Source organism: Sporomusa sp. (genome assembly GCF_035561255.1).
Lineage (GTDB): Bacteria > Bacillota > Negativicutes > Sporomusales > Sporomusaceae > Sporomusa.
Genome location: NZ_DATMXX010000318.1, coordinates 1 through 13830 on the forward strand (window position 1 = coordinate 1; position 13830 = coordinate 13830).

Genomic DNA, 13830 nt, shown 5'->3' on the forward strand with positions numbered 1-13830 from the left:
GAATAACGATGATTAGTACAAATAACCTGACATTACAGTTTGGGAAGCGCGTTTTGTTTAAAGATGTCAATATAAAATTTACTCCTGGCAATTGCTATGGCCTTATTGGCGCTAACGGCACCGGCAAATCGACTTTTCTGAAGGTATTGTCCGGTGAAGTTGAGCCGACCACCGGTGATGTTGCTATTTCGTCAGGTGAACGCCTGGCAGTACTTAAACAAAATCATTATGAATTTGATGAATTTGAGGTTTTAAAAACAGTTATTATGGGCCATGCCCGTCTATATGCCATTATGGAAGAAAAGGATATTCTATATGCCAAACCGGATTTTTCCGATGAGGATGGGATACGGGTATCAGAGCTAGAGTGCGAATTCGCTGAATTAAATGGTTGGGATGCCGAAACAGAAGCGGCTAAGCTGTTAAACGGTTTAGGGATTAAGGAAGAGCTCCATCAATTAAAGATGGGAGAAATCAGTGGTAACGAAAAAGTAAGGGTGCTCTTAGCCCAGGCTTTGTTTGGCAACCCTGATATTCTGCTGCTGGACGAACCTACGAATCACCTTGATATTGATTCTATTTCCTGGCTGGAAGATTTTCTGGCTGATTTCCCTAACACTGTTATTGTTGTATCCCATGACAGGCATTTTTTAAACCAGGTATGTACCCATATTGCCGATATTGATTTCCAGAACATCCAACTATATGTCGGTAACTATGATTTTTGGTTAGAATCAAGTCAGCTTGCTTTGCAGCTGGCGAAAGAAGCCAATAAGAAAAAAGAAGAAAAGATTAAAGACCTGCAAAGCTTTATCCAACGCTTTAGCGCTAATGCCTCTAAGTCTAAGCAGGCCACTTCCCGTAAAAAGCTGCTTGATAAAATTACGATTGATGATATTCGCCCATCCTCCCGGAAGTACCCATATGTGGCCTTTAAGCCTGATCGTGAGGCTGGTGCACAGCTCTTAACAGTGGAAAACATCAGCAAAAAAATTGAGGATGAGCAAGTATTAAACGATATCAGCTTTATGGTTAATAAAGGGGATAAGATTGCCTTCGTTGGCCCTGAGGGAACAGCTAAAACAACACTTTTCAAAATTCTCATGGGGGAACTGGAGCCTGACAGCGGTTCTTTCAAATGGGGCGTGACTACAAGCCAGGCCTATTTCCCCAAAGATAACTCCCAGTATTTTGACGGCGTAGAGCTGAACCTTGTTGATTGGCTGAGACAATTTTCCCGGGACCAGGAAGAATCCTTTATCCGTGGTTTCCTGGGGAGAATGCTGTTTTCCGGCGAGGAGAGCCAAAAAGAAGCCACTGTTTTATCCGGTGGTGAGAAAGTCCGCTGCATGTTATCAAGAATGATGTTAAGCGGCGCTAATGTTCTGTTGCTGGATGAGCCAACAAATCACCTGGATTTAGAATCAATTACCTCATTAAACACCGGGCTGACAAACTATGAAGGCACGCTTTTGTTTGTATCTCATGACCATCAGTTTATTCAAACAATTGCCAATCGTATTATTGAGATTACACCAAATGGCATTGTTGACCGTACCATGACTTATGATGAGTATCTGGAGAATGCTGATGTAAAAAAACTATTAGCAACATTATACGGAAAGTAATTGATGTAAGATCAAATCTAAGGAGGCGATGATATGCCACAACCCCGGAGTGTGGCGGCTTTTCATATAAAGAAATATCTAACGCTTTTTGTTGGGTCTATCTTTGCCGCCATAGGTCTTGAAATCTTTTTAGTACCTAATCAGATTATTGACGGTGGCATTGTCGGTATTGCTATTATGTCCAGCCATATTACCGGTATCGACTTGAGTATTTTTGTGATTTTGTTAAACCTGCCGTTTTTATATATTGGGTACAAGCAGATTGGCAAAAGTTTTGCTTTGTCAACCTTGTTTTCCATTATCTCGCTGGCCGGATGGGTCTATGTGCTTCATCCTGTGCCTGAGCTGACGCAGGACTTGTTCCTGGCGGCTGTTTTTGGCGGCATTATCCTGGGGCTTGGGGTCGGACTAATTATCAGGAACGGCGGTTCGCTTGATGGGACAGAGATTATGGCGATACTCCTGGATAAAAAAAGTGGCTTTTCTGTCGGCGAGATTATCATGTTTTTTAACTTGTTTATCCTAAGCAGTGCCGGTCTGGTGTTTAGCTGGGAGAAGGCGATGTACTCGCTGGTCGCGTATTTTATTGCCTTTAAAGTTATTGATGTTACGATTGAAGGCCTGGATGAGTCCAAAGGGGTTATAATCGTTTCTGATAATCCTGATGAAATTGCTGAAGCGCTGATGGCCCGGCTGGGACGGGGAGTGACGGTGCTCCATGGTGCCGGCGGGTTTACCGGCGAACCCAAAAAGGTGTTGTATTCGGTTATAACCCGTTTGGAGATTGCCAAGCTCAAGTCGATTATTTATGAAAAAGATGAAGGGGCCTTTGTCACCATTCAAGAGGTCCATGACGTCCTGGGTGGCAGGGTCAAGAAAAAGGCTATACACTAATGTTAAAAAAGAGATTGCCATACTGTTCTTGCAATGCCGGAAAGTGAACCTCATTGCAAACAATAGTAACGCAATCTCTTTTGTGCATCTCTTTCCTGGTGTAGAGTGTATAAAGCAGGATTCAGGGATAGGTGATACAATAATTACCTATAATAGTTGAATAAGCTATTATAGGAGAAAAATATGTCTGATAATACCTTCGAGCATGTCACAATTGAAAAGGTACAGCGTCCGGATTTAAAGCAATTGGAACAATTATTTGCCAGTGCTTTTGGCGATGAGATTGATATAGACCAAATTAGACGCCGTATCCATCGCACCAGGCAGTTTTACTATATCCTCCATCCCTTAAGCAAGTTTTCAGCCTGGATTAGAAATCATTTTAACATTTATGTTGTAAAAATAACGGGGCGGGTTATTGGTTTCATTCAGGTATCATATCTTAACCAAACGCAGCTGCATGTTGACTACATAGCCTTTAGTAAACAATACCGGGGCCAGGGGCTGGGTACCTGGGTTTTAACAAAGCTGCTGAAAGATGTAGCTGATGTTAATGATTATGATGTCGTACTTGAGGTTCGGGTTGACAATCCGGCCTGTAGCTTTTACCGGCGCCTGGGATTTAGGCAAATAACCCAAATACTGCATTATGCAAAGCCTTTAACTCCAGGTTATGATTTGCCGGTAGCGCAGGCTGAGGTTCTAAGCGGATTCCGTGAACTCAGGGGAGCGGACAGAGCCAGGCTCTACCGCTTATACCTGGAATCAGTTCCGTTATCATTACGTCGGGTAGTTAAACGGACTTATGGCGAATTTAACCCCAGTATGATGGTTAGAAACCTGGAATGGCTTAAGAACAGCCTGATGCGGAAACAGCAAAAGAACTATGTCGTGGAACAGCAAGGGAAAATAGTGGCTTTGTTGACAATTAACAGTTATCTGAAAGCAAACAGTCATATGTTTAGCCTGATTCTTCACCCGTCGCATGAGCCCCTGCGGCAGGTTATCATTGAAAAAGCCAGCAGCATTTTAATCGCCAATGGCTGCCAGGGTATTATTAGTACCACCATCTACAGTGACGATTCTTCTAAACAAAGAGCGTTGGAGGAACTGGGATTCAGAAGTGATTTAGCCTATCACCTGATGTTCCGGCCTTCGGCGATAAAGCTAAAAGAAACAAGCCGGGTCGTAGCCCCGGGCAGACTGCCTGCTCTAACCGGCAGAAGTCCACTTAGAAAACAAAATTAGGGAAGGGATATTTTATGCCTGAAATTCCTGAGATTGAAACTGTCAGAGTGCATCTTGAACATAAGGTACAAGGACAGGTTATTGAACAAGTGACTGTCAATCGTGAGAAAGCGCTTAATGTGCCTGTTCAAGATTTTATCGGCGCCACAACCGCCCAGCAGATCACTGCTATTCGCAGGCGTGCGAAGCAAATCATCATCAGTCTGTCGAATAAACACGCGCTTGTTGTGCATTTCATGCTTGAGGGGTATATGCGCTTATTTTATCCCAGTGAAGAGCTAACCGGGAGGCCTACGGTTGTATTTATGCTGAATTCGGGGCAAAAGTTAGCTTTTTTTAAGCTTAACCTGGGCTATCTTCACCTGGTTCCTACGGTAAACCTGGCTGAGATGCATGAATTGGACAGGCTTGGCCCTGAACCGCTTGCAGCGGATTTTACCCTGGGAAAATTCTTGGAGCTATTGGCACAGCATAAGGGAATGATTAAACCGCTGCTTTTGGATCAGGAATTTATTGCAGGCATTGGTAATGTGTATTCTAATGAGGCGCTGTTCTGCAGCCGGATTATGCCTGAGCGCAAGGCTTCACAGCTTACAACAGCAGAACGGCAGAACCTATATCATTGTATCAGGGAAATCTTAGCCCGGGCGATAAAATTCGGTGGTGTGTATGAGGAAAAGTTTGCTTCAGATGATAATTTAACAGGTGGGTTTGAGCCTTACTTGCAGGTTGCTTATCGGACAGGCCAGCCATGTACTGTTTGTAGTCAGCTGATCGAGACTAAACGTGTGGGGGGCAGGAATGCTTTTTATTGTCCTGCCTGCCAGAAATAGGTACAGGGTCAGGCTTTGGCTGACCCTGTACCTATTTACCTTTGTGCTATAGTTTGCTATAGTATACCAATAAATGGCATGGAGAGTGATGGAGATGTTTAAACAAATGCGGCGCTGTGACCGGCAAGCGGGTGTTGAAGATACTGTTGCTATTTTGGAGAAGTGCGAGTATGGAGTGCTGTCAACGGTAAATCCGGACAGTGTTCCGTATGGAGTACCGCTTAGCTATGTATATAAAGAAGGCAGCATATATTTCCACAGTGCCGGTGAAGGGCACAAACTAGATAACATTACTGCTAATAGTAAGGTTTCTTTTTGCGTTGTCGGTGATAAAAAATCATTACCCGAAAAATTTACGACAAACTATGAAAGTGTTATTGTTTTTGGGAAGGCCAGTCCAGTACAGGGGCCGGAAAAAGAAGCGGTATTGCTTGCGCTCATCAGCAAATATGCCCCTGAGCATATGGTGGCAGGGGCAGAATATGCCCGGAAGGCAGGGGATAAAACAACCGTAATAAAGGTTGTTATTGAGCATATCACTGGCAAAGTACGGGCGTGATAGCTGTGAGCGAGAATGAGGTTAAACAACAAATATGTCAGATAGGTAAGCGCATGTATGACAGCGGTTTCGTTGCAGCTAATGACGGCAATATTACTGTAAAGCTGAGCGGGGGTGAGCTTATCACCACTCCGACCGGGGTGAGTAAGGGCTTTATGACGCCTGAGATGCTGATTAAGGTAGATATGGAAGGTAATGTGCTTATGGCCAATGACACCTGGCAACCTTCGTCAGAACTTAAAATGCATCTGCGGGTATATAAAGATCGCCCTGATGTCCGGTCGGTTGTACATGCTCATCCGCCTTATGCCACGACGTTTGCTATTGCGCATATGCCGCTAAATAAGCCGTTGGTCGCAGAGGCTGTTGTTGCTCTGGGGTGTGTACCGGTAGCGGAGTACGGAACTCCTTCTACCAATGAGATACCTGAGGCAGTAGCCGGTTATCTGGAGCAGTTTGATGCAGTGTTATTGGCAAACCACGGGGCGTTAGCCTGGGGGGCAGATTTAGTTACGGCATATCATAAACTGGAATCAGTGGAGTTTTATGCGAAACTGACATTTTTGTCGATGCAATTAGGCCGTGCACAGGAGCTATCGATAACTCAGATCGAGAAACTATACGCCTTGAAAAAGCAAGCAGCGCCGGCAGGCCGGCTGCCGGCAAACCTCTGTGGGGTGGATTGTGCTTTACAGTGCAGTCGCAATAATGTGGAAAAACGGGATGGAATGTAACAACATACTCTTGACAATGCCCGTATTCTTTGGGATAATGTATACAAAGTATAATTAAGATGTATTGATGTATTTGCACTAAGGTCATAAATTTGATACTGTACTCAAAAACAGTGATGACTGGGAGCGGAATATTCACTAATCCGTTACAGAGAGCCGGTGGTTGGTGTGAACCGGTGCGGTGTGACTATTCTAAATCACCCATGAACTCCCTGCCTAACATGTTCCGTGTTTTAGCTTGCGGAACATCTCTAAGCCGGGCGTAGGCTCTACGTTAACAGAGCAGCTGGTGATAGCCGGTGGATGAGTGTAAAGCAGGGTGGTACCGCGGAATATGTCCGCCCCTGTTGTGTAGGTTTACCTATGCAACAGGGGCGGTTTTTAATTGAGAAAGGGGCGTTATGATGAAACAAGGGATTTCAATCATACTGAAAAGACAGGGAGATTCACTTGTCCGGCTGACAGGGCTTTTATACCGGCGGGGTTATGTCATTGAGAGTCTCTCGGTGGGGCCCGACTCCTGCCAGGGACATGTTCAGGTTACTGCGGTTGTTACCAGCCAGGCCGCGCCCCGGCAATTATATAGTCATGTATCTAAACTTGTCGATGTCGTTAAAGTTGAGGATTGTTACATGGGAGGCTAACTGTTAATGAAAATGACAGGGAGTAGAATAATTGTTGATAGTTTGCTCAAACTTGGGGTCGATACCGTGTTTGGCTACCCTGGCGGGGCAATCATGCCTTTATATGATGCTTTGTATGATGCGCCGCTACGTCATATTCTGCCAGTGCATGAGCAAGGGGCCGCACATGCAGCCGATGGCTATGCCCGGGCTACTGGTCGCGTTGGGGTCTGTATTGCCACCTCCGGGCCAGGAGCAACAAATCTTGTTACAGGTTTGGCAACCGCATTTATGGATTCTTCACCAGTTGTGGCTATTACCGGACAGGTAGCTACTGCGTTATTAGGGCGGGATGCCTTTCAGGAGATTGATATTACCGGCATCACTATGCCGGTAACTAAACATAACTTTCTTGTCAGGGATATTGAAATACTGGCAGAGACTATACAACAGGCCTTTGCTATTGCCAGGAGCGGCCGCCCTGGACCTGTGCTTATCGATGTGCCCCGGGATATCCTGTTAGGTGTAAGTGATTATTGCCCGGAAATAGCAGTTGTTCATTATAAAGACCAAGCAGCAGCAAGTCCAGTGGCAGAGCAGGTGCGGGCTGCAGGTAAGGTTTTGGGGGCGGCACAGCAGCCGGTTCTGGTAGTTGGCGGCGGTGTCAAAGCCGGTAATGCTGAGCAGCAAGTATTACAACTTGCCGAACTCAGCGGGATACCAATAGTCAGCACCCTGATGGGACTGGGGGCTGTTCCGTATGGATATCCCCGGTTCCTGGGATTAACAGGCATGCATGGGCATAAAACTGCAAACTTGACAGTAACTCATGCTGATGTTATCGTGGCGGTAGGAACCCGGTTTAGTGACCGGGTCACCGGCGATCCTAAGCGGTATGCTGTAGGTAAGACTGTTATTCACTTTGATGTGGATATGGCCGAGTTTGATAAAAATATAGCGGCAGATATCACCATCGCCGGTGAGTTGGGTCAGTCGTTAACACAATTGGTTAATTGCATGACGGTAAATAAGCAGCGTTTAAGGAACTGGTGGGAGCAGGTGGGAACTTGGCAGCGCCAGTTTCCACCTGCATATGACCAGGAGCATCTGACACCCCCCTGGATCATGCGACACATGTCAGAAACGACAGTTAACCTGCCTGTTACCTGGGTTACTGATGTTGGGCAGAACCAGATGTGGGCAGCGCAGCATCTGCATATAAAAGGATCGCGGGATTGGGTTACCTCCGGCGGTCTGGGGACAATGGGTTTTGGGTTACCTGCGGCGATTGGGGCTCAGATTGGCTGCCCGGACCGGAAGGTAGTGCTGATTGCCGGTGACGGTGCCTTTAAAATGACGGGAATGGAATTGCATACTGCTGTCAATCAGAGGTTGCCACTCATCTGCGTGCTTTTAAATAACCGCTCTTTAGGAATGGTGCGGCAATGGCAGCACTTGTTTTTTGATAAGCGTTATTCCTCAACACTTTTGCCTGAATTTGATTTTGCCGGGTTTGTCAGGGTATGTGGTGCAGTAGCTTTGTCAGCATCTACACCAGATGAATTTGCGGCAGCTTTTAAGCAGGCCCTCGGGTCGGCGCTACCCACAGTAATTATTGCTGATATTGATACTGATCTGATTGTTAATCCGATGGTATATCCTGGCCAACCGATTGATCAGTTTATTGATTAAAATACTTTGCATTTACGGGAGGACTTATTGTGACAGAAAACTGTATCAAGCTGGAGAACTTGTTGATTTACCGCAACTTACTTAGTGATAGTATTGTAAAAGGGCTTCAATCACTTGGCACCCATGGGGATGCCTGCAACCAATATGCCATAGGTGCCCGATTAATTGAGTGGGCTGAAGCAAATCAGATGGCCGGTAATATTCCGGAAAACTACTTATTATGTTTGCTCGGATGTGACGAAAATGTATTCAGCAGTATTGCCGGCAAGGACGGTACCAAGGCCGAGAGCAGTCTGGCAAAGGCTGTAGCCCATGATATAGTGATTCTAAAGAGGCTGCTAAAGGCGGGGCTCGCCAGGCAGTTTGGCGATGAAGTTACTGCAATTATTGAGGATTATCTTCCAACTAACGGGATTCAGGGGAACAGGCAGGCAGAATTCCACAATCTAGCTTTGCTAAGGGACCTGTTTCTGGATATATCGGAAAACCATACACCGGAGGCTGTTGTTACTGCCCTTAGTCAATACTACAACCGCTACGGCTGCGGCCGGTTGGCTGGTTATGGCGCATTTAAGTGGGATTCTGAGCGGCGGGAGCTTGTTGGTATCGAGCATACTGATCCTGTGCAGTTAGGTGATATCGTCGGCTATGAATATCAGAAGACCGAACTTGTGCGTAACACCGAGGCTTTTATGTGTGGAAAACCAGCCAATAATGTACTGCTGGTTGGCGCCAGAGGTACTGGCAAGTCGTCTTCGGTAAAAGCTGTAGTCAACCGTTATTTTGATCAGGGCCTCAGGATTATTGAGATATCTAAAGCTGACTTTAAACAAATCCCTGAGATTATGACAGTTCTACGGCAATGGGGGAAGAAATTCATCTTATTTATTGATGATCTATCGTTTGAGGAGTATGAAGCAGAATATAAAATCTTAAAGTCACTTATTGATGGCGGGGTGGAGGTCAGGCCGGATAATGTCCTGATTTATGCGACATCTAACCGGCGGAACCTGATTAAAGAGACCTGGGATGATCGCGAGGGCAATGAATTGCATCGGCAGGATACGGTTAATGAGAAGATCTCACTTGCCGATCGGTTTGGTGTTACCCTGTTTTATACGTTGCCTAATCAGGAAGAGTACTTCAAGATTGTTGAAGAGATTGCCCGGAAAAATAGCATCGGCCTGACAAGTGCTGAGCTTAGGTCGGAGGCATTGCGCTGGGAAATGTCGCATTCAGGGCGCTCTGGCCGGATTGCCAAGCAATTTATTGACTATCTGGGGGGGAATATTGCCAATTAGTTATCGACTAGTGACGCTTATCCTGGCGCTGCGATGTCATACTGATTGTGGCTGCATGCTGTAACTCTTTATTGGAAACTATAAAATAAGACTTGGCTTAAGCCGGGTCTTGTTTTTATATGAAAATTTTCAGAATAAAGAGGAATTTTAGAAATCAATGATGAATTAGTTAGGCAAGGACTTAGTAAAGTATTTAATAAAGTGCTTTAATAATGTTTTGGAGGCAAAGTATGGCAGAACTTAGATGGAACCCTTTACTCTCAACATGGACTATGGTTGCATCAAACAGACAGGCCAGACCTCATCTTCCCCAAGGGTGGTGCCCGTTTTGTCCGGGGTCAGGTAAAGTTCCTGATCATTACGAAGTACATAAATACGACAACGATTTCCCGGCTTTGTCCTTAAGCCCGGTCGATCCTGAATTATCAGGCAGCGGGCCATATAAGGCAGTGGAAAACTATGGAAAGTGCGAGGTTATCTTATACTCGCCTGAACATGCTGCAACCCTGCCAGGTTTATCTGTTGATCATATCGAGAAATTAATTAATTTGCTGGCTGAGCGATATGTTGAGTTGGCGAAAGACCCTAAGATAAAATATATTTTTCAGTTTGAGAACCGGGGCGAAGAAGTGGGGGTGACTATGCCTCATCCTCATGGTCAAATCTACGCGTATCCTTTTGTTCCGCAAAAAATCCAGGTCGAGCTGGATAGTTGCCAGGATTATTATCAGAGCAAAGAGCATTGCCTGATCTGTGCTATGAATAGGGAAGAAATTGATTTTAAACAGCGAATTATTGCCGAGAACAATACATTCTTAGCCTATTTGCCCTTTTTTACCGATTACCCTTATGGTGTATTCATTGTCAGTAAACAGCACCGGGGGAATATTACACAATTGAGCAGTCAGGAAAGGCGGGATCTGGCTGCCTTGCTCAAAAATGTTACCGGTGCGTTTGATACTTTATTTAACAAGCCGTTCCCTTATATGATGTGTATTCATCAAACACCGGTCAATTCTGCTGAGTATGCTGATGCTGCTGGCTATTACCATTTCCATATTGAGTTCTATCCCCCGCTTAGAGAAGAGAATAAAATTAAATTCTATGCTTCTTCAGAAATGGGGGCATGGGCGGCCTGTAACCCTATGGCGGTTGAGCAGACGGCAGAAACTCTTAGAAAGGCCTATGCGCGGTTCGTGAGGACAAAGGGGGAGCTGCATGATGAATGTGGACACTCTTAAGACGGCATTTAAGCAGGAATATGGCGCTGGCGGTCTGCCGGTACAGTACTTTTTTTCGCCAGGCCGGGTTAATCTGATTGGTGAACATATTGATTATAATGGTGGTTATGTTTTCCCTGCCGCACTGACTCTTGGTATCTATGGTGCTATCCGGTTGCGACAGGATGGACTGATTGTTCTCAAGTCACTTAATACCACACCCTCAATAACGGTTGACTTAACCAAACCAATTGTGTACACCCTCGCTGAAGGCTGGGCTAACTACCCCAAGGGTATTATTAAGCAATTGCTGGATAGTGGTTTTTCGCTGACTGGCTGTGATATTCTGATTGCGGGGAATCTGCCTGATGGCACCGGATTGTCTTCTTCAGCTGCACTGCTGGTGTTGACAGCTTTTATGCTGCGCACTGTAAACGGTGACGATAATATTGACCGGGCTGAACTTGCCCAGTTTTGTCAGAGGGTGGAGAACCGGTTTATCGGGGTTAACTGCGGGATAATGGATCAATTCGCGGTGGCCATGGGTAAAGAGAATTGTGCGATACTGCTTGATTGTGAGACATTGAGTTATAAATATATCCCGGTCGCTCTGGAAGATTATAGTCTGGTCATAATGAATACCAATAAAAAGCGGGAATTGGCTGAATCCAAATATAATGAGCGGCGCAGCGAGTGTGAGCAGGCTCTGGCCATTCTCCAGGGCTATAAACCGATCAGTAACCTTTGTCAGGCAGCACCTGCTGATATTGATGCCTATTTAACCGATGGTGTATTACGCCGCCGGGCCAGGCATGTTGTAACAGAGAACAACCGGGTTCATGCTGCCGTTCAGTTGCTGGAAAATGGTGAGGTTGCAGGCTTTGCCCGATTAATGACCCAGTCGCACAGCTCGCTCAGAAATGATTATGAAGTGACAGGGCCTGAACTTGACGTTATCGTTGACACGGCTCTTGGGGCGCCGGGGTGCGCGGGTGCCCGCATGACTGGTGCTGGTTTTGGCGGTTGTGCCATTGCCTTGGTTAAAACAGACCAGTTAAAACAGTTTACGGCAGCTGTAGCCAACGGGTACAACGCAGGCACCGGCCGGGATGCTGATTTTTATGTGGCAGGTATCGCCGATGGTGTCAGCCTTGTTGAAGGTAGTGGTTAAAATGAATATTTATCGTGGCAAATACAAAGGGCTTGAGGGTGTTATCCTCGAGAATGAAACCATCAGACTGATAGTATTGCCGCAACTAGGCGCGAAAATCGCCTCATTATGGTATAAGCCGCAAAATTTTGAAGTGTTTTTTCAACCAACTGACGGAGTGTTTCGCTTGAGTCAGTATGGGGCAAGCTTTGCTGAGTACGATACGGCCGGTGCCGATGAAATGTACCCTACAATTGACGCCTGCCTGTATCCGGATCGTGGTTATTCAGCCCGATTACCTGACCATGGGGACTTATGGAGCATTCCCTGGAGTGTTACGGCTGTAGAAGATCAGGTGTTGTCCTGCACACAAGGTCAATCCCTGCCTTATGATTTTAAGCGGGTAATTACTCTGGGCAGCAGCAGTGTACGCCTTGATTACCGGGTAATAAACACCGGGGATGAGGCACTTTACGGCCTGTGGGCATTTCATGGCCTGACTGCTTGTGATGAAAATACACGAATTATCCTGCCGGAGGCAGGCCGGGTTGTTAATGTTCATAACAGTACAATGTTAGGCCCGGCAGGTACTGAACACAGCTTCCCGCTGACTGTCAGCAGCAAGGGCAGTACCTGCTGTATAAACAGGATTAAGCCTAAATCTGCCCGGGCTGCGGAGAAGATTTATGTAAAAGGCAGGGTTAAACATGGCCAGGCAGCTTTAACGTTAAATAGTAACCAACTGCTCTATACCCTTTATTTCCCTAAGGAAACCGTTCCGTACCTTGGTGTATGGATCAATCAAGGCGGATTTAAAGATGAATATAACTGTGCACTCGAGCCGGCTACAGGCTATTACGATTCACTTGAGATTGCTCATCGGCTAAACACACTGCAGGCGATAGCCCCGGGAGCTGCACTGGAATGGTATCTTATTATTGATTTGGAGGCACTGTTATGAATGTTTTGGTAACTGGCGGCGCGGGCTATATTGGCTCACATACTGTGCGGCTTTTGGAAAAGGCAGGCAGTAATGTCGTGGTATATGATAATCTGGTTACAGGCCATCGGCAGGCAATAAAAAACAGTATATTTGTTGAAGGTGACATCTTTGACAGTACCTTGCTTGCTGATACAATTAAACGCTATGAGATCAGCTCAGTCGTTCACTTTGCGGCCTACAGCCTGGTAGGTGTTTCGATGCTTCAGCCGCGGGACTATTACCACAATAATGTCGTAGGAACTTTGAACTTGTTAGATGTTATGCTGGCAAATGGTGTGAAAAAACTGGTATTCTCATCAACCGCGGCAGTGTATGGTGAGCCGGAAACATCACCCATCACCGAGACTGTCATAAAACAACCGACCAACGTTTATGGCCGGACTAAGCTAATTATGGAGAATGCAATGGCCGATTATTCCCGATCTTATGGTCTCAAATATATTGCATTGCGCTACTTTAATGCCTGTGGGGCTGATGTAACCGGTGATATTGGTGAAGATCACGAGCCGGAAACCCATTTAGTACCGCTGGTGCTCAAAGCTTGTCTTGGTAAAATGGACCGGCTTAAGATTTTTGGTGATGATTACCCTACTAAGGATGGCACCTGTGTGCGGGATTATATTCATGTGAGCGATTTGGGCCAGGCCCATGTTCTGGCGTTAAAAGCTTTATATAACGGGCACGAGTCAGATATTTACAATCTTGGTAATGGCAGTGGTTTTACTGTTAAAGAGATTATTGAGACTGCGGAGGCTGTAACCGGTTTGACGGCTCCTAAAGAGGTGGCCGCCCGGCGTGCCGGCGACCCTGCTGTGCTGGTAGCCAGTTCGGATAAAATTCGTCAGGATTTAGGGTGGCAGCCTGAGTATACTGATATTAAAAATATAATTGACACAGCCTGGCGATGGCATAAGGGAAATCCTAATGGATTTGCCGGTTAGGTGA

13 protein-coding genes are annotated in these 13830 nt (G+C 45.9%); all 13 read left to right on the top strand.

Features of this window, described 5'->3' with window-relative positions; all coding sequences use genetic code 11:
- Positions 1–8 precede the first annotated feature (8 nt).
- The 13 genes from VN379_RS17205 (at position 9) to galE (ending at position 13826) form a co-directional block, all read left to right on the top strand.
- On the top strand, positions 9–1628 hold the full coding sequence (locus tag VN379_RS17205; protein ID WP_325536108.1) for an ABC-F family ATP-binding cassette domain-containing protein: 1620 nt from the start codon (positions 9–11) through the stop codon (positions 1626–1628).
- A gap of 33 nt (positions 1629–1661) precedes the next feature.
- Positions 1662–2522: a YitT family protein gene (locus tag VN379_RS17210; RefSeq protein ID WP_325536049.1), complete on the top strand. Its 861-nt coding sequence runs from the start codon at positions 1662–1664 to the stop codon at positions 2520–2522.
- Positions 2523–2705: 183 nt separating this feature from the next.
- Positions 2706–3770 carry a GNAT family N-acetyltransferase gene (locus VN379_RS17215; protein WP_325536051.1) on the top strand — a complete coding sequence of 355 codons (1065 nt, stop codon included), beginning with the start codon at positions 2706–2708 and terminating at the stop codon, positions 3768–3770.
- Between the two features lie 14 nt (positions 3771–3784).
- Positions 3785–4603, top strand: coding sequence for a DNA-formamidopyrimidine glycosylase (gene mutM, locus VN379_RS17220; protein ID WP_325536053.1), 819 nt, complete (start codon positions 3785–3787; stop codon positions 4601–4603).
- Between the two features lie 94 nt (positions 4604–4697).
- Complete coding sequence (locus VN379_RS17225) at positions 4698–5162, top strand: pyridoxamine 5'-phosphate oxidase family protein (protein ID WP_325536055.1); 465 nt, start codon at positions 4698–4700, stop codon at positions 5160–5162.
- A 5-nt stretch (positions 5163–5167) separates the two neighbouring features.
- Complete coding sequence (locus VN379_RS17230; protein WP_325536057.1) at positions 5168–5896, top strand: class II aldolase/adducin family protein; 729 nt, start codon at positions 5168–5170, stop codon at positions 5894–5896.
- Between the two features lie 401 nt (positions 5897–6297).
- On the top strand, positions 6298–6540 hold the full coding sequence (locus VN379_RS17235) for an ACT domain-containing protein (RefSeq protein WP_325536058.1): 243 nt from the start codon (positions 6298–6300) through the stop codon (positions 6538–6540).
- Between the two features lie 6 nt (positions 6541–6546).
- Positions 6547–8211: a biosynthetic-type acetolactate synthase large subunit gene (gene ilvB / locus VN379_RS17240; RefSeq protein ID WP_325536060.1), complete on the top strand. Its 1665-nt coding sequence runs from the start codon at positions 6547–6549 to the stop codon at positions 8209–8211.
- A 29-nt stretch (positions 8212–8240) separates the two neighbouring features.
- Positions 8241–9512 (top strand): ATP-binding protein, encoded by a 1272-nt coding sequence (locus VN379_RS17245; protein ID WP_325536062.1) that lies wholly within the window; start codon positions 8241–8243, stop codon positions 9510–9512.
- A 230-nt stretch (positions 9513–9742) separates the two neighbouring features.
- A complete protein-coding gene (galT, locus tag VN379_RS17250) occupies positions 9743–10753 on the top strand; it encodes a galactose-1-phosphate uridylyltransferase (protein WP_325536064.1) in 1011 nt (336 codons plus the stop codon).
- A complete protein-coding gene (locus VN379_RS17255; RefSeq protein ID WP_325536066.1) occupies positions 10731–11903 on the top strand; it encodes a galactokinase in 1173 nt (390 codons plus the stop codon). The genes galT and VN379_RS17255 overlap by 23 nt, the downstream gene beginning before the upstream one ends.
- Positions 11854–12843, top strand: coding sequence for a hypothetical protein (locus VN379_RS17260; protein WP_325536068.1), 990 nt, complete (start codon positions 11854–11856; stop codon positions 12841–12843). Before VN379_RS17255 ends, VN379_RS17260 begins: the two co-directional genes overlap by 50 nt.
- Positions 12840–13826, top strand: coding sequence for a UDP-glucose 4-epimerase GalE (galE, locus tag VN379_RS17265; RefSeq protein ID WP_325536070.1), 987 nt, complete (start codon positions 12840–12842; stop codon positions 13824–13826). Before VN379_RS17260 ends, galE begins: the two co-directional genes overlap by 4 nt.
- The last annotated feature ends 4 nt before the right edge of the window (positions 13827–13830 follow it).